Here is a 20,915-nt window from a genome sequence, read left to right on the forward strand (position 1 = left end):
AGGTTTATGGGTCCTGACCCTACAACCGGGTTGCGGCGTTTGCGCGGAAATGGCGGACAGATCGCCAGCGCGAACAGCAGACCACGGGAACGCAACACCTTCGTTCCGCTGTCCTTCCGACCGGGCGAAGCCTTCCAGTTCGACTGGAGCGAAGACTACGGGCATCTGGCCGTCGACCGCACCAAGCTTCAGATGGCGCATATCAAGCTGTCGCACAGTCGGGCCTTCCTGTCGCGCGCCTACCCGCTGCAGACCCACGAGATGCTGTTCGATGCCCACTGGCACGCGTTCCGTGTGTTCGGCGGCGTGCCCGAGCGGGGCATCTACGATAACATGAAGACCGCAGTGGACCGGGTTGGTCGGGGCAAGGAGCGGCAGGTCAACCTCCGCTTCCTCGCCATGGCTAATCACTATGTCTTCGAGCCGCCGTCCATTGGGCTCCGACCAATGGCGCCGCAATGGACGGCTTCTGCAATCCGGCCGCAGGTTGGGAGAAGGGTCAGGTCGAGAAGAACGTTCAGGACTCCCGCCACCAGATCCTGCAGGAGATGCCGGACTTTCCCGACCTTGCCATGATGAACGCCTGGCCGGAGCAGCGTTGCCTGGAGGTGTGGCAGGAGACCCCGCATGGCACGCTGCCGGGCACGATTGCCGATGTCTGGGCTGAGGAGCGGACCGCGCTGATGCCGTTGCCGCCCGCCTTTGACGGCTTCATCGAACTCAGCAAGCGCGTCTCGCCCACCTGCCTGATCAGCTTCGAGCGCAATCGCTACAGCGTTCCGTGCTGCGGGCTTACGCGGCCCCATCAGGGGCCACGGTCCCTTCGCACCCTTTGCGAACCGGCCCGTCAGCCTGCGGATCTATCCGGACCGGCTGGTCGTGGCGGCCGAGGGCAACATCCTGTGCGAACATTGCCGCATCATCCAGCGCAGTATTCGAGCGAGTCTGGGCCGGCCGTGGTCCGGCTGAAGCCACGAAGGTAGGGGAACAGGTCGCGGTTGACGAAGTCGATCAGGTCGGCGCCGGTCAGTGCGGCGTTGTGCTCGAGCTTGCCATCTCGCTTTGGCGCGGCCCAGCGCTGGCAGCGACAGGGTTCCGCGAGAAGGGGCTGGTAGGTTTGGCCTTCCAGGGCGGCGGTGTCCTCGCGCTCGACTTCCAGGTCGTCGAGGTATTTGAGGAACAGAAGCCAGGACGTTTGCTCTGCGTAGTCCAGTTCGGACGCCAGCCCTTCGTGGTTGCGCAACGCGCGGTCGATGTTGTTGAAAGCGTTCTCGAACATTCTGGTCCCTCGGCAATGTCGAGGGAGATTACGGCCCGCTCAGGATCACCGCAACCGGCCAACGGGAGTGACGCGGAGGCTGACCGAAAGTGCCCAAACCGCCTTCATCAAGCGCCCGCCCCAAAATGGACAAGCTATGCCTGCTGAAATGGACAAAAACACCCGAAAATGGACAATTTATGCCCGCAGCGACACAGACAGCGGTGCCGCCGCCTAGCCGCATCGGGAATAGCCGCAGTCGGGGCAGGTCATGCAGCCCTCGACCATGCGCATCCCGTGCTGGCCGCAGTTCGGGCAGGCCGGTCCTGCGGGCGGTCCATCCAGGGGCGCGGCCTGGGCATGGGGATCGGTCTTGAGACCCATCCCCTCGCCCGCCAGGAAGCCGATCTCGATCATGTGGCGTTCGATGACGCCGCCGATCGCCGCCAGGATCGAGGGCACGTAGCGGCCGTTCATCCAGGCGCCTCCCCGCGGGTCGAAGACGGCCTTCAGTTCCTCGACCACGAAGGTCACGTCGCCGCTGCGGCGGAACACGGCGCTGATCATCCGGGTCAGGGCAACGGTCCAGGCGAAATGCTCCATGTTCTTCGAGTTGATGAAGATCTCGAAGGGGCGGCGGCGGCCCGACTGCACGATGTCGTTGATGGTGATGTAGATGGCGTGTTCGCTGCCGGGCCATTTCAGCTTGTAGGTCGCGCCTTCCAAGGCGGCGGGGCGGTCCAGCGGCTCGGTCAGCGAGGCGGCTTCGGCGTTATCGGGCCGGGTCGCGGCCAGGGGCCTGTCGCCCACCGACAGGACGCTGCCGGTGACGGCGTTCGGGCGATAGGTCGTGCAGCCCTTGCAGCCCAGATCCCAGGCCGAGAGATAGACGTCCTTGAAATCCTCGAACGAGATGTCGGCCGGACAGTTGATCGTCTTCGAGATCGAGCTGTCCACCCATTCCTGCGCGGCCGCCTGCATGGCCACGTGATCCTGCGGGGACAGGGTCTGGGCGTCCACGAAATGATCGGGCAGATCGGCGTCGCCGTGCAGGTCGCGCCACAGCCCGATGGCGTAATCGACGACCTCCTCCTCGGTCCGGGTGCCGTCCTTCTGCAGGACCTTGCGGGTATAGGCATGGGCAAAGACCGGTTCGATCCCGCTGGAGACGTTGCCCGCGTAAAGGCTGATCGTCCCGGTCGGCGCGATGCTGGTCAGCAGGGCGTTGCGGATGCCGTCGCGGGCCACTGCCTCGCGCACGTCATCGTCCATCCGGCGCATGAAGCCCGAGGCCAGGAAGGCGTCGCGGTCGAACAGCGGAAAGGCGCCCTTCTCGCGCGCAAGATCGGCGCTTGCCAGATAGGCGGACCGGGCGATGGCCTTCATCCAGGCGCGGGTGCGCTCGACGGCCTCGGGCGCGCCATAGCGCTGCCCCAGCATCAGCAGCGCATCGGCCAGGCCGGTCACGCCCAGGCCGATGCGGCGCTTGGCCTGCGCCTCGGCCGCCTGCTGGGGCAGCGGAAAGCGCGAGGCGTCCACGACGTTGTCCATCATCCGCACGGCCACGCGCACCAGGTCGTCCAGCGCCGCCATGTCCAGCCGGGCCTGGGGGGTGAAGGGATCGGCGACCAGCCGCGCCAGGTTCACCGATCCCAGCAGGCAGGCGCCGTAGGGCGGCAGCGGCTGTTCGCCGCAGGGGTTGGTGGCGCTGATCGTTTCGGCATAGTGCAGGTTGTTCTGCCGGTTGATGCGGTCGATGAAGATCACGCCGGGTTCGGCGTAATCATAGGTCGCGCGCATGATCCGGTTCCACAGCTCCCGCGCCTGCACGGTTCGGTGGACCCTGCCGCCGAAGACCAGGTCCCAGGGCCCGTCGGCCTTGACGGCCTCCATGAAGGGGTCGGTCACCAGCACCGACAGGTTGAACATCCGCAGCCGGGCGCTGTCCTGCTTGGCGGCGATGAAATCCTCGATGTCGGGGTGGTCGCAGCGCAGGGTGGCCATCATCGCCCCGCGCCTGCTGCCCGCCGACATGATCGTGCGGCACATCGAATCCCACACATCCATGAAGGAAAGCGGCCCCGAGGCGTCGGCGCCCACCCCCTTCACCGCAGCCCCCTTGGGCCGCAGCGTGCTGAAGTCATAGCCGATGCCGCCGCCCTGCTGCATGGTCAGGGCAGCCTCTTTCAGCGCGTCGAAGATGCCGCCCATGCTGTCCTGGATGGTGCCCATGACGAAGCAGTTGAACAGCGTGACCGACCGCCCCGTGCCCGCCCCCGCCAGGATGCGGCCCGCGGGAAGGAATCTGAAATCCTGAAGGGCGGCCAGGAAACGGTCCTCCCACAGGGCGGGATCGGCCTCGACCTGCGCCAGAGCCCGGGCGACGCGGCGCCAGCTGTCATCTACCGTCGCCTCCAGCGGGCGGCCCTCGTTGTCCTTCAGGCGATACTTCATGTCCCAGATCTGTTCGGCGATCGGCGCGGCGAAATGGGTCATGGGGTATCCCTTGGGGCGGCAGGCTGTGAAGCCACAAGATATGGGCTTACCGAACCCCGATCAAGCGATCAGAACCCCAGCCCGCGCCGCACGGCATCCTGGGCCGCCAGCGACAGCGTCTTGCGCGTGTGGCCCAGAACGGGGACCGGGTCGTGCAGCACCACGGTGACGCTGCCCTGGCGTGGAACGGCCAGCACCATCAGCAGATGCGGCCCCAGCTCCATGTCGCCCCACCAGCCGTAGAACCGCCGATCCTCTTGTTCGGGGGCGCGGTAAAGCGCGCTGACCGGCTGGATCGCCAGTCCTTCCGGCAGGGCGGGATCCAGGAAGCCCTGGAACAGCGTCGGCTTGAAGGGCAGCAAGCGCCGCCCGTCGGTCGAGGTGCCTTCGGGGAAGAACAGCAGCCGATGGCCCGCCCGCACGCGGGCCGCGAATTCGGCGGCCTGGCTGCGGGCCAGCCTGGGGTCGCGCACCACGAAATGGGTGTCGGTGACGCGCGTCAGGATGTTGACGCCCGGCCAGCCCGCGACCTCGGCCTTGCTGACGAAGAAGACCGGCATGGCGGCGTTCAGGACCAGGATGTCCAGCCAGCTCGAGTGGTTGGCGACCACCGCCCCGGGGCCGCGCATCGGCTGGCCCTGCCGCTTCCAGCCGATCCCCATGCAGGCCAGCACCAGGCGGCAGACCATCTGGACATGCGGGCCGGTCCAGGGGCGCCGCCGCCCGTGGACCAAACGCTCGGCCCCGCGCAGGGGCAGGATCAGCAGCACCCCCAGCAGCAGCACGAGGATCGCCGCCGCCCCGCGCCGCAGGACCCGCAGCCAGTCGCGCAGCCCGCGGGGCCGCGACAGCGGCGGCGGATGCCCGGCCTGCCACGTGACCGGGCCGGCCGGCGGGCGATCCGCGGGGTCAACCGGGTCCGGCACGATCATTGCGGCTGCCAGCGGCTTTCGTAGAACTGGCGGTGCTTGTCGGACATGGCCTTCGTGTCCATCAGCAAGAAGACGTCGGTGGTGTTGAAGGCGCGGTCGATGAAGGCCCCCTCGCCCACCATGCCGCCCAGCCGCAGATAGGCCTTGATCAGCGCGGGCATCCCGATCAGCGCCTCGCGCCGGTCCAGCCGGTCCGGGGGGATCAGGTCCATGCGCTGAAACCCCTCGGGGCGGGCGCGGGGCCTCAGCGCCGCCGGCGCCTGATGGTGATAATGCAGCCAGCTGAGCGAGGGCGCCAGGGCCGCTGGGTCGGTGCCGTGGAAGCTGGCCACCCCGAACAGGATCTGGATGCCGTGGTCCAGCACGTAGTCCGCCAGGGCGTTCCACAGCATGAACATGCCCGCCCCGCCCCGGCAGGCGGGATCGACGCAGGACCGGCCCAGTTCCAGCACCGGCCGCCCGCAGTCGCGCAGCGGCGCAAGATCGTATTCGCTGTCGCAATAGAAGCGTCCGAACCGCCTGGCCTGATCGCCCCGCAGCAGCCGATAGACGCCCACCACATGATCCAGATCCCTTTCCGACCGGCGGTTGTCGATCAGGCACAGATGATCGACGACCGGATCGAATTCGTCCCGTTCCAGCCGGCGCGCGTGATCGACAAGCGGACCGTCACCGCCCAGTTCCTCGACAAAGACGCGGTAGCGCAGGCGCTGCGCGGCCAGCAGATCCTGTTCGGACAGGGCAAGCCGGATGTCGAGGAACGAGGGTTCGGACCTGGGGCGGGCGGCTGCGGCGGACATGGGCATCGGTCTTTCTCTAGGGGCGGCGGCAGGGCATTGACGCGATCCGGCAGACCATGCGGCGGCCCCTGCCGATGATCGAGGGCGGCTTGCAGCTTACAATCGGGGGTTGCAATTTTCCGCGCATGACGGCCTAGTTGCGATGCTGCCAGACGACATCCAGGGACACCCGGCTTCCATCAATGACGCGCTTTCCGGCCTCGGCGAAATTGACGGTGATGCGGTCGCCGATGCGCGACTGCACCTGGCCCTCGCCCCATTCGGGCGCGCCGGGATGGCGGACGATCATGCCGGGTTCCAGGATTTCGTTCACGGCAGCCCCCCTTGTGACTTCGTGGAAGGTAATGTCGCATGATCCAGGATACAACGCGCATCGCGCAGGCCGATCTGGCGCAACTGCTGGGATCGCGCCTGTGCCATGACCTCGTCTCGCCGCTGGGGGCGATCGGCAACGGCGTCGAGCTGCTGGAGATGTCGAACGAGTTTCCCGGCATCGGCGCCAGCCCCGAACTGAAGCTGATCGCGGAATCGGTGGCCTCGGCGCGGGCGCGGATCCAGCTGTTCCGGGTCGCCTTCGGTCACGTGCAGGGCGACCAGCGCATGTCGCACACGGGTCTTGCGCAACTGCTGGACGGGTTTTCCGGGCAGGGCCGGCTGCGCGTCCGGCTGGAGGCCGAGGGGGATTTCGCGCGGATCGAGCTGCGGATGATCATGCTGGCCATGATGTGCATGGAAAGCGCCATGCCCTGGGGCGGGGCAGTGCGCGTGTCCCATGTCGGCGGCGGCTGGAGCCTGAGCGGCGAGGCCGAGCGGATCAGGCAGGACCCCGGCCTCTGGGCCTGGCTTGGCGGCGGCGAGCCGCGCAGCCCCGCCCCTTCCGAGGTTCACTTCGCCCTGCTGGCCCAGGCGATGTCCGCGGCCCACCGCCAGCCGGAATGGCATCTGGACGACAGGACGGCCCGGATCGCCTTCTGATCCCGTGGGCGCCTGCGTCAGGCGCGAACCGCCCCGTCGCCCGTCACCAGATACTTGAAGCTGGTCAGTTGTTCCGCCCCCACCGGTCCGCGCGCGTGCATCTTGCCCGTGGCGATGCCGATTTCCGCGCCCATGCCGAACTCGCCGCCGTCGGCGAACTGGGTCGAGGCATTGTGCATCAGGATCGCGCTGTCCAGGCCGGCGAAAAAGCGCCGCGCCGCGGCCTCGTCCTCGGTCAGGATCGATTCGGTGTGCTGGCTGCCGTGGCGGCGGATATGGTCGATGGCCTCGTCCACGCCATCGACCAGCTTCGCCGCGATGATCATGTCCAGGAACTCGCGCCCGAAATCGTCGGGCTGCGCCGGGACGGTGCCGGGAATGGCGGCCAGATCGCCCGCGGCCCGAACCTCGACGCCCGCATCCAGCAGCGCCCGCACCAGGGCCTCGCGCGCGGCGGGGTCGTAACGGCGGTCGATCAGCAGGCATTCGGCCGCGCCGCAGATGCCGGTGCGCCGGGTCTTGGCGTTCAGGACCACGCGGCGGGCCTTTTCGGGATCGGCGGCGGCGTCCACATAGACGTGGCAGATCCCCTCCAGATGCGCGAAGACCGGCACGCGGGCCTGCTGCTGGACCAGGGCCACCAGCCCCTTGCCGCCGCGCGGGATGATGACGTCGATCAGCCCCTGGGCCTGCAGCATCGCGGTGACGGCGGCGCGGTCGCGGGTCGGGACAAGCTGGATCGCGGCCTCGGGCAGGCCCGCCTGGCGGAGGCCCTCGACCATGCAGGCATGGATGGCCTGGCTGGAATGCAGGCTTTCGGACCCGCCGCGCAGGATCACGGCATTGCCCGACTTCAGCGCCAGCGCCCCTGCATCGGCGGTCACGTTGGGCCGGCTTTCATAGATCACGCCGATCACGCCGATGGGCGTGCGGACGCGCTGGATGTGCAGCCCGTTCGGGCGGTCCCATTCGGCGATGACCTGTCCCACGGGATCGGGCTGGGCCGCCACGGCGCGCAGACCGTCCTCGATGCCCTCCAGCCGGGCGTCGTCCAGGCGCAGGCGGTCCAGCATGGCGCCGGTCAGCCCCTTGTCGCGCCCGAACTGCATGTCCTTGCCGTTGGCTGTCAGGATCAGCGCGCGGTCGCGGCGCAGGGCATCGGCGGCGGCCGTCAGCGCATCGGATCGGGACCGGGCGCTGGCCTGCGCCAATGCGATCGCGGCGGCCCGCGCGGCCTTGCCCATGGTGTCGATCAGCGCCGGTGAATCGGTCATGACAGCCCTTCCCTGTTCAGCGGGGCCGTCATAGCGAAGATCGGCAGGCGGCGTTAGACGGAAAGCGAACGAAATGGCGCGGTTGACGGGGCTCGAACCCGCGACCCCCGGCGTGACAGGCCGGTACTCTAACCAACTGAGCTACAACCGCGCATTTCATGGGCGAGGGGTGTGTGGCGCGGTTGACGGGGCTCGAACCCGCGACCCCCGGCGTGACAGGCCGGTACTCTAACCAACTGAGCTACAACCGCACACTCACCACCCCGGCCGGATCGCCCGCCGGGGTGAGGCGCGGTTTACGCAGGCCGATCGTCCGCGTCAAGGGCGCGGCGGAAAAAATCGCCCCGCGACCGCGGATAGCTGATCCGCCCCCCGCAGCATGGCTCTGCCACCCCCGTGGTGGCCGGTCCCGAGGTTGGCAGGCCGCGCAGGACCCGCACCGCCAGCCAGCCGAAGGCCTGCGCCTCCAGCATGTCGCCGTCTAGGCCGGCCGCCTCGACCGGCAGGACGGTGCAGGGAAGATCCGCGGCCAGCCGCGCCATGATCGCCGGATTGCGCCTGCCGCCGCCGCAGACCAGAACCGTCGCCGGAACCTGCGGCAGCCAGCGAAGGCCGGCGGCGACCGCGCCGGCCAGGGCGGCCACCAGCGTCGCCGCGGCCTGGGCATCGGGCAGCGCCCCGACCAGCGCGGACAGTTCCGCGAACTGGTCGCGGTCCAGCGACTTCGGCGGCGGCCGGTCGAAGAACGGGTGGCGCAGGAACTGCCCGACGATGCCCATCTCCGGCACGCCGGATGAGGCCACAGCCCCGTTTTCGTCATGGGTGCGGCGCAGCCTGCGGCGCATCAGGTCGTTGAGGGGGGCGTTGGCGGGGCCGGTATCGAAGGCAAGGCAGGCCCCCGGCGCCTCGGGCGCGGCGGCCTGGGGATCGACCCAGGTGATGTTGCCGACGCCGCCCAGGTTCAGGAAGGCCACCGGCCGCGCGGGCAGCAGCCCCTGCCCCACGGCCCAGTTGGCGCAGGCCCAGTGGAAGAAGGGCGCCAGCGGCGCGCCCTCGCCGCCCCGGCGCACGTCCTCGCGGCGGAAATCCCAGACCACCGGGCGGTCCGCCCGCCGCGCCAGCAGCGCGCCATCGCCTGCCTGATGGGTGCCCCGGCCCTGCGGATCATGGGCCAGAGTCTGGCCGTGATAGCCGATCAGTTGGGCTTCGGGAAAACCGGCGGCCACGGCGGCATGGCTCTCGACCGAGATCGCGGCGGCCTCGGCCACGCCCGCGTCGCCGGGCCAGCGGCCCAGGGCGGCGTGCACCACGGCGGCTTCGTTGTCCGACGAGGCGCGAAAGGCGCTGCGGCCGAACGACCCGATCCGCACCCCGTCGGTGTCGATCAGCGCCGCGTCCACCCCGTCCAGCGAGGTGCCCGACATCATTCCCAGAACCCGGATCATCGCGCTTTTCCTTCCTTGCCCCAGCCGGTATATCCCCCCCGACCAGAAGGAAAAAGCCGATGACCACCCATAGCCCGAAGTCCGATTTCCTGCGCGTGATGTTCGAGCGCGGCTATGTCGCCGACTGCACCGACTTGGCCGCGCTGGATCAGGCGCTGCTGGAGGGGCCGGTCACCGCCTATATCGGCTATGACGCGACGGCGGCCTCGCTGCATGTCGGCCATCTGCTGAACATCATGATGCTGCGGTGGTTCCAGAAGACCGGCAACCGCCCGATCACCCTGATGGGCGGGGGCACGACGAAGGTGGGCGACCCGTCCTTCCGGTCCGAGGAACGCCCGCTGCTGACGCCGGACGCGATCCGGTCCAACATCGACGGGATGGCCCAGGTCTTTGCGCGCTATCTTTCCTATGGCGACGGCGACGGCGCCTTGATGCTGAACAACGCGGAATGGCTGGACGGGCTGAACTATCTGGAGTTCCTGCGCGACATCGGCCGGCATTTCAGCGTGAACCGGATGCTGTCCTTCGATTCGGTCAAGTCCCGCCTGGACCGCGAACAGTCGCTGTCCTTCCTGGAATTCAACTACATGATCCTGCAGGCCTACGACTTCCTGGAACTGCACCGGCGCCACGGCTGCCGGTTGCAGATGGGCGGGTCCGACCAGTGGGGCAACATCGTCAACGGCATCGACCTGACGCGCCGGGTGGACGATGCGGTGGTGTGGGGCCTGACCTCGCCGCTGCTGACGACCAGCGACGGGCGCAAGATGGGCAAGTCGGCCGGGGGCGCGGTCTGGCTGAACGCGGCGATGCTGTCGCCCTACGAATTCTGGCAGTTCTGGCGCAACACCACCGATGCAGATGTGGGCCGCTTCCTGAAGCTTTACACGGAACTGCCGGTCGAGGAATGCGACCGCCTGGGCGCGCTCGAGGGTGCCGAGATCAACGAGGCCAAGGTGCGGCTGGCCAATGAGGTGACGGCCCTGCTGCACGGCCCGCAGGCCGCCGCCGGCGCCGAGGCCACCGCCCGGCAGGTGTTCCAGGAGGGCGGGACCGGCGGCGATCTCGACGTGGCGACCGTCGCGGCCGATGCGCTGTCCGGCGGCATGACCGTGGCGCAACTGCTGGTGCAGACGGGGATCACCGCCTCGGGGAAAGAGGCCAAGCGGCTGATCGCGGAAGGCGGGTTGCGGCTGAACAACGAGCCCGTGTCGGACCCGCAGATGGCGGTGGATGCGGCGCTGATCGGCAGCGGGCTGAAGGTATCGGTGGGCCGCAAGAAGCACAGGATGGTGCGCGTCGGTTGATGCAGGGGCTGCATGGCAGCCCTGCGTCGCCGCGCTGCGGCGTCCGGTCGCTGGACAGCGGCCGTCCGCGTTCCTATCTGACAGTGCGGGAGGAACACTCCGACCCGAAAGACAGGACTATGGCAGAAAACACCGCTCAACCCCTCAGCATCAGCGCCCGCAAGCTTGCGGCGCAGGCCGATGCCGTGCTGGACCAGATGTTCGGGTATTTCACGCGCGAGGACGCATCCCGGGTGACCGAGACCCGTCGCGCGGCCTGATCGAAGGCCAGGCCAGCAGGATTTCCGGGGGCGTTCGCGCCCCCTTTGCATGTCTGCCGGGCGTCGCCCTGCCCTACCGCCGGCTACCGGGGCACCGCGCCGGGATAGCCAGTGGCGCGCAGGCGGTTCAGCGCCCTGACCAGCCCCTGCCGGTCTGCAAAAGGCCCCGCCAGGATCGCCTTGCCCGGCTTGTTCCCCAGGGTCTGGTCCCGCTGCGCAGTCCTGAAGCCCAGATCCGACAGCCGCCGCAGCGCGGCCAGGGCGGCCGGCCCGTCGGCATAGGTCCCGATCTCGACATAGCGGGCATGGGGCGGGATGACCTCGACCGAAGAAGCCCGGGGCGGCACCGGGGCCGCTGCCTGGCGCACCGCCGCCGCGTCCTGCCGTGGCGCAGGCCCGGACTTCCGGCCGAGGGCGGGATCGGCAACGGCAGCCACCACGGCTGCCTTCGGTTCGGGCGTGGGCGACGCGGGTGCCACGGCTTGCGGCAGCGGCTGCTGTCCGGCCAGGGTTGCAGGCGCCAGTTTGGGCGCCGTCATGCCGGGGCACAGGCCCTGCGTCACGTCGCCCACCGCCGCCGCGCCCGCCCCCGTGCCCGGCCGATAGCCCAGCCTTTCGCACAGGCCCGGCGGGGCAGAGCCTGCAAGGGCGCTGCGGACGCGCCGCTCGGCCGCAAGCTGGTCCTGAAGTTCGGCGTCCAGGACCGCCTGGGCCGGATCCGGTGGAACGACCGCCAGAGGCTCAGGGGCCGGCTGGGTCGCCAGATCGCCCTCGCGCAGTCCCTGCGCCAGCATCTCTGACAGCACCTCCTCGGGCGCGGGTTGAGCGGGATCGGCATCCGCCGCTGGCTCAGCGCCCATGCTGGGCGGAAAGCCGCAGATCGGCGCGCCGGTCTTGTCGAGGCGGGCGATCCAGTCCGTCCCGTCGCGCAGGAACACGCAGCCGGTGCGGTCGATGTATTGCGCCCCCGGAAAATCCACGGGCGGCGGCGGCTCCGGGGCGGCCCAGGCCCGCCCCGCCAGCAACAGCACCATGACCAGCCAAGCCCGGACCGCCATTCGTTCCCCGCGATTCCATTATCCCGGCCCCAGCCTTAGGGGAGACGCGTGAAGTCCGGGTTAACGCGGCCTATTTGGTGCCGAACATCCGGTCGCCAGCATCGCCCAGGCCCGGGACGATATAGCCGTGATCGTCCAGCCTTTCGTCCAGCGCGGCGGTGAAGATCGGCACGTCGGGATGGGCCTGGCGCATCCGTTCGACCCCCTCGGGGGCGGCCAGCAGGCACAGGAAGCGCAGGTTCGTGGCGCCCCGCGCCTTCAGCATGTCGATGGCCGCGACCGAGGAATTGCCCGTCGCCAGCATCGGATCGACGACGATGGTCAGCCGCGCGTCCAGTTCCCTGGGAACCTTGCAGTAATATTCCACCGGCATCAGCGTCGCGGGGTCGCGGTAAAGGCCGACGAAGCCCACCCTGGCCGAGGGGATCATTTCCAGGATCCCGTCCAGCAACCCGTTGCCCGCCCGCAGGATCGAGATCAGCGCCAGCTTCTTGCCCTCGAGCGTGGGGGCGTCCATCGCGCAGAGCGGGGTTTCGATGCGCGTGGTGGTCAGTTCCAGTTCCCGCGTCACCTCGTAGGCCAGCAGCAGGCTGATTTCCCGCAGCAGACGGCGAAAGCCCGCGGTGGAAACGTCCTTCTTGCGCATGATCGTCAGCTTGTGCTGGACAAGCGGGTGGTCGATGACGGTCAGGTGCTGGGTCACGGGAACTCCTTCAAAAGCCTTTCGCGGGTCGCCTGGTCGCAGAAGGCGGCCTCGGCGGCCCAGCGGTTGATCTGCGAGAACTCGGTATCGCCCCAACCGAAGGTGTGGGCAAGCCGGTCGTATTCGTACCGCATCGTCGTGTGAAAGAACGGCGGATCGTCGGTGGACACGGTCACCCGCACCCCCGCATCGGCCAGCCGGGCGATCGGGTGGGACTGCCAGTCGCGATAGACGGCCAGGGCGACGTTGGAACCCGGGCAGACCTCCAGCGTGACGCCCGACTGCGCCAGATCGCGGACCAGGGCCGCATCCTCGGTCGCGCGCACGCCGTGGCCGATGCGAGTGCAGCCCAGCGACAGCGCGTCGCGGATGCTGTTGGGGCCGCGCCATTCGCCGGCATGACAGGTCAGGCCCAGCCCGGCCTCTTTCGCGCAGTCGAAGGCCCAGGCATAGTCGGTGGCGCGGCCCACGGCTTCGGCCCCGCCCATCCCGAACCCCGTCACCCAGCCGCCCGCCGTTTCGGCCGCGCAGATCGCGGTGCCGCGCGCGCGTTCGGGTCCGAAATGGCGGATCGCGGTCAGGATGGCGCGGCTGTCGATGCCCTGGGCGCGGGCCTGGGCGGCAACCTCGGTCATGGCGGCAAGATAATCGCGCCAGGCGGAAAGATCGGCCCCGCCGCAGAACTCGGGCGAGACGAACAACTCGGTGTAGATCACGCCCTGTTCGGCCGACCGCTCCAGCACCTCGGCCAGCAGGCCGGCGTAATCGCGCGGCGTCTGCAGGACGCTGGTCGCGGCCTCGTAGCAGCGCAGGAAGCCGTCGAAGCCGTCATAGGCATAGTCGCCCCGCTCGTCGAAGACGCCGGTCAGATCGGCGTGCTTCTCGGCCGCGAGGCCCCGGATGAAGCCGGGCGGCGCGGCGCCTTCGAGGTGCAGGTGCAGTTCGATCTTCTTCACAGGAACGACCTTCCATGATCGGGCGCAGGCAGGCCCAGATGCGCCAGGATCGAGGCGCCGATGTCGCTGAACCCCACCAGCCCGACCGGGCGCGCCCCCAGACCGTGCCCCAGCACCGCCACGCGTTCGCGGGTGTGGTCGGTGCCGTGCCAGGACGGATCGTTTCCGTGGTCGGCGGTGAAGATGGCCAGATCGCCAGGCCGCAGCGCGGCCAGGAAGCGGCCCGCGACGCCATCGAACCATTCCAGCTGCGCCGCATAGCCGGGGATGTCGCGGCGATGGCCGAAGATCGAATCGAATTCGACGAAGTTCGCGAAGGTCAGGCTGCCGGGTTCGGCCTGCGTTCCCAGGCGGATCAGATGGTCGGCCAGATCCGCGTCCGACGACCCCTTGTGCAGGCGGGTGATGCCGCGATGGCTGAAGATGTCGCCGATCTTGCCGATGGCGTGGGTGACACGGCCTTCGCCCTGGGCGATGTCGAGGATCGTCCGGCCCGGCGGCGCGATCGCGAAGTCGCGGCGGTTCCCGGTGCGGCGGAAGCTGCCGGGGGCCTCGCCCACGAAGGGGCGGGCGATCACCCGGCCCACGCGCATGGCGTGCAGCATGGGGGCCAGCGATTCGCACAGGCGGATCAGCCGGTCCAGGCCGAAATGCTCCTCATGCGCGGCGATCTGCAGCACGCTGTCCACCGAGGTGTAGCAGATCGGCCAGCCGCTGCGGATATGCTCGGCGCCGAAATCCTCGATCACCTGCGTCCCCGAGGCGTGGCAGTTGGCAAGGATCCCGCGCGTCCCCGCCAGATCGCAGATGCGCGCGGTCACTTCGGGGGGAAAGGCGGGGGTCGTGTCGGGAAAATAGTGCCAGTCCCAGGGCACCGGCACGCCCGCGATCTCCCAATGGCCGGACGGGGTGTCCTTGCCCTTCGAGATCTCGGTCGCCGCCCCCCACAGCCCCTGCGGCTGGGCCATCAGCCCCGGCGCCTCTTGCCCCGAGGCCAGCCGCACCGCCGCACCCAGGCCAAGCCGGGCCAGGTTCGGCATCTGCAGACCCTGCGCCTGGGCGATATGGGCCACGGTATTGGCCCCGGTGTCGGGCAGGCGGTCGTTGAAGAAGCGGTCGGCGTCGGGCGCCCCGCCGATGCCCACGCTGTCCATCACCACCAGAAAGGCCCGCCGGTCGGTCATCGGGCGATCCTGTCGCGGATCAGGGGGCCGGCGGGCCGGGCATCATTTCCCAGGCGATAGGCGGCGGCGACGGCGGCGACCGCCACATCCGCCGCGGCGTCGTCGGCGGCATGGACCAGCGCCAGCGGCCGGCCGGGGCCAACGGCCTCGCCCAGCTTCGCCAGCATCGACAGGCCCACCCGGGGGTCGATGGCCTCCTGGGCGCGGACGCGCCCGCCGCCCAGCGCCACCACGGCATGACCAAGCGCGGTCACGTCGATCTGCGCGACACGGCCCTCGGGCGCGGGGACCGGCCGGATCACCGGGGCCGGGGCCAGATGGGCGTCGGGCCGGTCCAGCAGGTCGGCGGGGCCGCCCTGGGCCACGACCATGCGGGCAAAGACCTCGGCCGGGGCCCCCGAATCCAGCAGGCCGGCCAGATCCCCGGCCCCCTGCCCCACAAGCTCCAGCACCTCGGCGGCAAGGGCCAGCGTCAGATCGCGCAGCGCGCCGGCTTCGCCCCGCAGGACCCGGATCGCCTCCGCCACCTCGAGCCCGTTGCCGGCGCTGCGGGCCAGGGGTTGGTCCATGTCGGTCATCAGCGCCGACGTCGGGCAGCCCGCACCGTTCGCGGTTTCCACCAGGGCCTGCGCGAGCCGCCGCGAGGCTTCGGGGTTGCGCAGGAAGGCCCCCGATCCGGCCTTCACGTCCAGCACCAGCGCCTGAAGGCCCGCCGCCAGCTTCTTGGACAGGATCGAGGCGGTGATGAGGTCGATCGATTCCACCGTCGCCGATTCGTCGCGGATCGCGTAAAGCCTGCGGTCCGCGGGCGCGAGATCGCCGCTGGCCGCGACGATGGCGCAGCCGGTGCTGCGGACGATGCGGCGGAAATCATCCTCGGCCTGGTCGCAGCGGTATCCCGGGATCGCTTCCAGCTTGTCCAGCGTGCCCCCCGTATGGCCCAGCCCGCGCCCCGAGATCATCGGCACGAACAGGCCGCGCGCGGCCAGCAGCGGCGCCAGGATCAGGCTGACGGTGTCGCCGATGCCGCCCGTGGAATGCTTGTCCACCACCGGCCCCGGCAGATCCCACTGCAGGACATGGCCGGAATCGCGCATGGCCCGGGTCAGCGCCACCCGGCCCGGCACGCCGATGCCCCGGGTCAAGACCGCCATGGCGAAGGCCCCCGCCTGCGCATCGCTGACCGACCCGTCGGCCAAGCCCTGCGCGATCAGCGCGGCGCCCGGGCCGTCCAGGCCGCGGCCGTCGCGGACCGCGGCGATGACGGGGCGCGGGTCGGTCATTCCGCCCGGGCCATGTGGCCGGCGTCGAAGCGGCCGGGCAGCAATTCGCCCACGGTCGTGGCCAGCGTCGCCCCGCCGGTGGTGGCCAGCAGCACCGGCGTGTCGTTGCGGCCGAACTCGGCCAGCTTCTGCCGGCAGCCGCCGCAGGGAGGCACGGGCGACGGGCTGTCGGCGATCACCGCGACCTCGATCAGTTCCGTCTCGCCCGCCGCGACCATCGCGGCGATGGCCCCGGCCTCGGCGCAGGTGCCTTCGGGATAGGCCACGTTTTCGACGTTGCAGCCGCGATAGACCGCACCCGACGCGCCGCGGACCGCCGCACCGACCTTGAACCTGGAATAGGGGACATAAGCCATTTCGCGCACCTCTCGGGCGGCATCCAGCAGCGACATCCAGCGGCTCCTTCACATGATCGTGGCAGTTTCGCCCAGCCCTTGCACCAACGCAAGACGAAGGCTTCTGTTCGGGGCGTGGAAAATGGTTTAACGCTCAACCAATCTGGAACGCAGGGGGTCGCGATGGAAGAACGACGGCAGGATACCGCCCGGCAGGAGGCGCTGGATTATCACGAGTTCCCGCGTCCGGGTAAGCTGGAGATCCGGGCCACCAAGCCCCTGGCCAACGGCCGCGACCTCAGCCGCGCCTATTCCCCCGGCGTGGCCGAGGCCTGCCTGGAGATCAAGACCGACCCCGCCGCAGCCAGCCGCTATACGGCGCGCGCCAACCTGGTCGCCGTGGTGTCCAACGGCACGGCCGTCCTGGGCCTTGGCAACATCGGTGCCGCCGCGGCCAAGCCGGTGATGGAGGGCAAGGCCGTCCTGTTCAAGAAATTCGCCAACATCGACTGCTTCGACATCGAGGTGAACGAATCCGACCCCGAAAGGCTGGCCGACATCGTCTGTGCGCTGGAACCGACCTTCGGCGCGGTCAACCTCGAGGACATCAAGGCCCCGGACTGCTTCATCGTCGAGAAGCTGTGCCGCGAGCGCATGAAGATCCCGGTCTTTCACGACGACCAGCACGGCACCGCCATCGTGGTGGGCGCGGCGGCAACCAACGCGCTGCACGTCGCCGGCAAGCGGTTCGAGGACATCAAGGTCGTCTCGACCGGCGGCGGGGCGGCGGGCATCGCCTGCCTGAACATGCTGCTGAAGCTGGGCGTCCGGCGCGAGAACGTCTGGCTCTGCGACATCCAGGGCCTCGTGTACAAGGGCCGGGTCGAGGACATGACGGTTCAGAAGGCGGCCTTCGCCCAGGACACCGCCGCCCGCAGCCTGGCCGAGGTGATCGACGACGCCGACCTGTTCCTGGGCCTGTCGGGCCCCGGCGTCCTGAAGCCCGAGATGGTGGCGCGGATGGCCCGCCGCCCGATCATCTTCGCCCTGGCCAATCCCACCCCGGAAATCCTGCCCGACGAGGCCCGCGCCGTCGCCCCGGACGCGATCATCGCCACGGGCCGCAGCGATTTCCCGAACCAGGTGAACAACGTCCTGTGCTTCCCCTTCATCTTCCGGGGCGCGCTTGACGTGGGCGCGACCACCATCAACCCCGAGATGGAGCTTGCCTGCATCGAGGCCATCGCCGCCCTGGCCCGCGCCACCACCGCGGCCGAGGCCGCCGCCGCCTATCGCGGCGAGACGCTTACCTTCGGGCCCGAATACCTGATCCCCAAGCCCTTCGACCCGCGGCTGGTGGGCATCGTCAGTTCCGCGGTCGCCCGCGCGGCGATGGAAACCGGCGTGGCCACCCGCCCGCTGGAGGATCTGGAGGCCTACAAGCGCAAGCTGGACAGTTCGGTGTTCCGGTCCGCCCTCATCATGCGTCCGGTGTTCGAGGCCGCCGCGACCGCCACCCGCCGCATCGCCTTCGCCGAGGGCGAGGACGAACGGGTGCTGCGCGCCGCCAACGCCATGCTGGAGGAAACCACCGACGTGCCGATCCTGATCGGCCGCCCCGAGGTCATCGCCATGCGCGCCGAACGCGCGGGCCTGCCGATCCGCCCGGAACGCGACTTCGAGATCGTGAACCCCGAAAACGACCCGCGCTATCGCGATTATTGGGAAACCTATCACCAGCTGATGGCCCGGCGCGGGGTCAGCCCCGACATCGCCCGCGCCATCATGCGCACCAACACCACCGCCATCGCCGCCGTCATGGTCCACCGGGCCGAGGCTGACAGCCTGATCTGCGGCACGTTCGGGCAGTATTCCTGGCATCTGCGCTATGTCCGCGAGATCCTGGCCCGCGACGGCCTGGCCCCGGTGGGCGCGCTGTCGATGATCATCCTGGAGGACGGCCCCCTGTTCGTCGCCGACACCCAGTGCCACGAGGATCCGACCCCGCATCAGGTGATGGAAACCGTGATGGGCGCGGCGCGCCACGTCCGCCGCTTCGGCCTGACGCCCAAGATCGCGCTGTGCTGCCATTCGCAGTTCGGCAACCTCGACACCTATACGGGCCGCAAGATGCGCGAGGCCCTGGCGCTGCTGGACGCGAGAAACCCCGACTTCATGTATGACGGGGAAATGCACGTGGACTCGGCGCTCAGCCCGGAACTGCGGGAACGCATCTTTCCGGGATCGCGGCTGGAAGGGGTGGCCAACGTCCTGATCTTCGCGGGGACCGACGCGGCATCGGGGGTGCGCAACGCCCTCAAGATGCGGGCCAACGGTCTTGAGGTGGGGCCGATCCTGATGGGCATGGGCAACCGCGCCCATATCGTGACCCCCTCGATCACCACCAGGGGCCTGCTGAACATGAGCGTGCTGGCCGGCACCCCGGTCGCCCATTACGGCTGATCCCGCGCCCGATGATTGGCCGGATGATTCGCCTCGTGTCCCGGCAGGCGCCGCGCCGGGGCGGCGTCTTTGCAAAAGGCGTTTGACACCTTGCGAACCTGCGGCAGTCTTTGCAAAGCTCTCGCGGCCGGACGGGCATAATTTGCCGCCCCTGCGTCACCTGTTCCGCTAACATCGTTGCGCGGCACCCTTGGCGCGGCTTAACACGGGCGCCAGAGTGAGGGAGACAAGATCATGTCGTATCGCGACACCTACGCGGCGTGGCAGGCCGACCCTGAAGGGTTCTGGATGGAGGCCGCCCGCAAGATCGACTGGGACCGCCCGCCAAGCCGGGCCTTCTTCGACCAGGGGCCGGCCGGCGAATGGTTCGCGGACGGGATGCTGAACGCCTGCTGGAACGCGGTTGACCGCCATGTGGAAGCCGGGCGCGGCGATCAGCTTGCCGTCATCCATGACAGCCCCATCACCCGGTCCAGCCGCGGCATCACCTATCGCGAACTGCGCGACCGGGTTGCCAGCCTGGCCGGGGCGCTGCGCGCCAAGGGCATCCAGAAGGGCGACCGGGTCATCATCTACATGCCGATGGTCCCCGAGGCGATCGAGGCGATGCTGGCCTGCGCGCGCCTTGGCGCCATCCATTCCGTCGTGTTCGGCGGCTTCGCCGCGCATGAACTGGCCGTCCGCATCAACGACGCCACCCCCAAGGCGATCATCGCCGCCTCCTGCGGGCTGGAGCCGGGGCGCATCGTCCCCTACAAGCCGCTTCTGGACCGCGCCATCGAGGAGGCGACCCACAAGCCCGACTTCTGCGTGATCTTCCAGCGCGAACAGGAGGTCGCGCAGCTGATCCCGGGCCGCGACGTGGCCTGGCACAGCTTCCAGTATGGCGTCGAACCCGCCGACTGCGTCCCGGTCGAGGGCAACCATCCTGCCTATGTGCTCTATACCTCGGGCACGACGGGCCAGCCCAAGGGGGTGGTGCGCCACACCGGCGGGCATCTGGTGGCGCTGGCCTGGTCGATGAAGAACGTCTATGACACCGACGCGGGCGACGTCTTCTGGGCCGCATCCGATGTCGGCTGGGTCGTCGGGCACAGCTATATCTGCTATGGCCCCCTGACCGTGGGCGCCACGACGATCGTCTTCGAGGGCAAGCCGGTCGGCACGCCCGACGCCGCCGCCTATTGGCGCGTGATCCAGAACCACCGCGTCAAGGGCCTCTTCAGCGCCCCCACCGCGATCCGCGCCATCCGCCGCGAGGATCCGGAGGGGAAGCTGATCGGCGACTACAACCTGCGCCACTTCAAGACGCTTTTCCTGGCGGGCGAGCGGGCCGATCCCGATACCGTGCGGTGGGCCGAACAGAAGCTGGGCGTGCCGGTGATCGACCACTGGTGGCAGACCGAAACCGGCTGGCCGATCGTGTCCAACCCGGTCGGGATCGAGCTTCTTCCGGTCAAGCACGGCAGCCCGTCGGTGGTGCTGCCGGGCTATGACGTGCAGATCCTGGATGAAGGGGGCCACCCGCTTCCGGCGGGCACCCTGGGCGCGGTCGCGATCAAGCTGCCCTTGCCGCCGGGCACGCTGCCGACCCTGTGGAACGCCGAGGACCGGTTCCGCAAGGCCTACCTGTCCCATTTCCCCGGCTATTACGAAACCGGCGACGCGGGCTACATCGACGATGACGGATACCTCTACATCATGGCCCGCACCGACGACGTCATCAACGTGGCCGGCCACCGCCTGTCCACCGGCGCGATGGAGGAGGTGCTGTCGGGCCATCCCGCCGTCGCGGAATGCGCGGTGATCGGCGTGGCGGACAGCCTGAAGGGGCAATTGCCGGTCGGGTTCCTGTGCCTCAAGAAAGGCATCAACACCCCCGATGAGCAGATCGTGAAGGAGGTTGTCGGCATGGTCCGCGACCAGATCGGCCCGGTCGCCGCCTTCAAGACCGCCTGCGTGGTGGACCGCCTGCCCAAGACCCGGTCGGGCAAGATCCTGCGGGGGACGATGGTCAAGATCGCCGAGGGCACGCCCTTCAACACCCCCGCCACCATCGACGATCCCGCGATCCTTGACGAGATCGCCACCGTCCTGCGCAGCGTGGGCTATCCGCAGCAGGCCGGCTAACAAAGATTCGGTGAACAAAGCGGGCGCCTTTGCGTTTCGGTCGCGGAGGCGCC

Annotated in this window: 18 protein-coding genes, 2 tRNA genes and 1 pseudogene; 6 read left to right on the forward strand and 15 right to left on the reverse strand. The window is 69.2% G+C overall.

All coding sequences use genetic code 11. From position 1 onward, the window contains the following. Positions 1–20: 20 nt before the first annotated feature. Positions 21–933 (forward strand): annotated as a pseudogene (gene istA / locus ACZ1HC_RS15240) (IS21 family transposase); the annotation flags it as partial. On the opposite strand, the gene ACZ1HC_RS15245 reads toward istA, so the two are convergent. From ACZ1HC_RS15245 to ACZ1HC_RS15265, 5 genes are all read right to left on the reverse strand, one after another. Then, complete coding sequence (locus tag ACZ1HC_RS15245; RefSeq protein ID WP_472700708.1) at positions 920–1,279, reverse strand: type I restriction-modification system subunit M N-terminal domain-containing protein; 360 nt, start codon at positions 1,277–1,279, stop codon at positions 920–922. The pseudogene istA and the gene ACZ1HC_RS15245 overlap by 14 nt on opposite strands. 213 nt (positions 1,280–1,492) lie before the next feature. Beyond that, positions 1,493–3,754 (reverse strand): adenosylcobalamin-dependent ribonucleoside-diphosphate reductase, encoded by a 2,262-nt coding sequence (locus ACZ1HC_RS15250; protein WP_472700709.1) that lies wholly within the window; start codon positions 3,752–3,754, stop codon positions 1,493–1,495. Positions 3,755–3,822: 68 nt separating this feature from the next. Further along, positions 3,823–4,686 carry a lyso-ornithine lipid O-acyltransferase gene (olsA, locus tag ACZ1HC_RS15255; RefSeq protein WP_472700710.1) on the reverse strand — a complete coding sequence of 288 codons (864 nt, stop codon included), beginning with the start codon at positions 4,684–4,686 and terminating at the stop codon, positions 3,823–3,825. Next, complete coding sequence (olsB, locus tag ACZ1HC_RS15260) at positions 4,683–5,486, reverse strand: L-ornithine N(alpha)-acyltransferase (protein WP_472700711.1); 804 nt, start codon at positions 5,484–5,486, stop codon at positions 4,683–4,685. The genes olsA and olsB overlap by 4 nt, the downstream gene beginning before the upstream one ends. Before the next feature lie 133 nt (positions 5,487–5,619). Next, positions 5,620–5,799 carry a DUF3553 domain-containing protein gene (locus tag ACZ1HC_RS15265; protein WP_472700712.1) on the reverse strand — a complete coding sequence of 60 codons (180 nt, stop codon included), beginning with the start codon at positions 5,797–5,799 and terminating at the stop codon, positions 5,620–5,622. Positions 5,800–5,837: 38 nt separating this feature from the next. Here ACZ1HC_RS15265 and ACZ1HC_RS15270 point away from each other — a divergent pair, with 38 nt between their 5' ends. After that, complete coding sequence (locus tag ACZ1HC_RS15270; protein WP_472700713.1) at positions 5,838–6,461, forward strand: histidine phosphotransferase family protein; 624 nt, start codon at positions 5,838–5,840, stop codon at positions 6,459–6,461. Positions 6,462–6,478: 17 nt separating this feature from the next. Here ACZ1HC_RS15270 and ACZ1HC_RS15275 read toward each other — a convergent pair whose 3' ends face one another. The 4 genes from ACZ1HC_RS15275 to ACZ1HC_RS15290 all read right to left on the reverse strand — a co-directional run bounded on the left by ACZ1HC_RS15275 (position 6,479) and on the right by ACZ1HC_RS15290 (position 9,180). Beyond that, complete coding sequence (locus ACZ1HC_RS15275; RefSeq protein WP_472700714.1) at positions 6,479–7,735, reverse strand: glutamate-5-semialdehyde dehydrogenase; 1,257 nt, start codon at positions 7,733–7,735, stop codon at positions 6,479–6,481. 74 nt (positions 7,736–7,809) lie between these two features. Then, positions 7,810–7,886, reverse strand: a tRNA-Asp gene (locus ACZ1HC_RS15280). A 23-nt stretch (positions 7,887–7,909) separates the two neighbouring features. Next, positions 7,910–7,986 (reverse strand) — tRNA-Asp (locus ACZ1HC_RS15285). A gap of 45 nt (positions 7,987–8,031) precedes the next feature. Then, complete coding sequence (locus ACZ1HC_RS15290; protein ID WP_472700715.1) at positions 8,032–9,180, reverse strand: anhydro-N-acetylmuramic acid kinase; 1,149 nt, start codon at positions 9,178–9,180, stop codon at positions 8,032–8,034. A 59-nt stretch (positions 9,181–9,239) separates the two neighbouring features. Between ACZ1HC_RS15290 and tyrS the strand changes: the two genes are divergently transcribed. Further along, entirely contained in the window at positions 9,240–10,490 is a 1,251-nt protein-coding gene (gene tyrS, locus ACZ1HC_RS15295; protein ID WP_472700716.1) for a tyrosine--tRNA ligase, read from the forward strand. 119 nt (positions 10,491–10,609) lie between these two features. After that, the gene (locus tag ACZ1HC_RS15300; protein WP_472700717.1) at positions 10,610–10,750 is read left to right on the forward strand and encodes a hypothetical protein; all 141 of its coding nucleotides are present in this window, start codon (positions 10,610–10,612) and stop codon (positions 10,748–10,750) included. Between the two features lie 83 nt (positions 10,751–10,833). Here the strand turns inward: ACZ1HC_RS15300 and ACZ1HC_RS15305 are convergent, their stop codons facing one another. The 6 genes from ACZ1HC_RS15305 to ACZ1HC_RS15330 form a co-directional block, all read right to left on the reverse strand. Then, a complete protein-coding gene (locus ACZ1HC_RS15305) occupies positions 10,834–11,808 on the reverse strand; it encodes an SPOR domain-containing protein (protein WP_472700718.1) in 975 nt (324 codons plus the stop codon). 70 nt (positions 11,809–11,878) lie between these two features. Then, a complete protein-coding gene (gene upp, locus ACZ1HC_RS15310) occupies positions 11,879–12,511 on the reverse strand; it encodes a uracil phosphoribosyltransferase (protein WP_472700719.1) in 633 nt (210 codons plus the stop codon). Next, positions 12,508–13,467, reverse strand: a complete 960-nt coding sequence (locus ACZ1HC_RS15315; RefSeq protein WP_472700720.1) for an adenosine deaminase — start codon at positions 13,465–13,467, stop codon at positions 12,508–12,510. Before ACZ1HC_RS15315 ends, upp begins: the two co-directional genes overlap by 4 nt. Beyond that, positions 13,464–14,651: a phosphopentomutase gene (locus ACZ1HC_RS15320; protein WP_472700721.1), complete on the reverse strand. Its 1,188-nt coding sequence runs from the start codon at positions 14,649–14,651 to the stop codon at positions 13,464–13,466. The genes ACZ1HC_RS15315 and ACZ1HC_RS15320 overlap by 4 nt, the downstream gene beginning before the upstream one ends. After that, on the reverse strand, positions 14,648–15,934 hold the full coding sequence (locus ACZ1HC_RS15325) for a thymidine phosphorylase (protein ID WP_472700722.1): 1,287 nt from the start codon (positions 15,932–15,934) through the stop codon (positions 14,648–14,650). The genes ACZ1HC_RS15320 and ACZ1HC_RS15325 overlap by 4 nt, the downstream gene beginning before the upstream one ends. Next, positions 15,931–16,326: a cytidine deaminase gene (locus ACZ1HC_RS15330; RefSeq protein ID WP_472700723.1), complete on the reverse strand. Its 396-nt coding sequence runs from the start codon at positions 16,324–16,326 to the stop codon at positions 15,931–15,933. The genes ACZ1HC_RS15325 and ACZ1HC_RS15330 overlap by 4 nt, the downstream gene beginning before the upstream one ends. A gap of 126 nt (positions 16,327–16,452) precedes the next feature. Here ACZ1HC_RS15330 and ACZ1HC_RS15335 point away from each other — a divergent pair, with 126 nt between their 5' ends. Both ACZ1HC_RS15335 and ACZ1HC_RS15340 read left to right on the forward strand, forming a co-directional pair. Further along, positions 16,453–18,732 (forward strand): NADP-dependent malic enzyme, encoded by a 2,280-nt coding sequence (locus tag ACZ1HC_RS15335; protein WP_472700724.1) that lies wholly within the window; start codon positions 16,453–16,455, stop codon positions 18,730–18,732. Positions 18,733–18,966: 234 nt separating this feature from the next. Further along, positions 18,967–20,862, forward strand: coding sequence for a propionyl-CoA synthetase (locus tag ACZ1HC_RS15340; protein ID WP_472700725.1), 1,896 nt, complete (start codon positions 18,967–18,969; stop codon positions 20,860–20,862). Positions 20,863–20,915 lie beyond the last annotated feature (53 nt).

This window comes from Paracoccus sp. BR5-17, assembly GCF_055693925.1.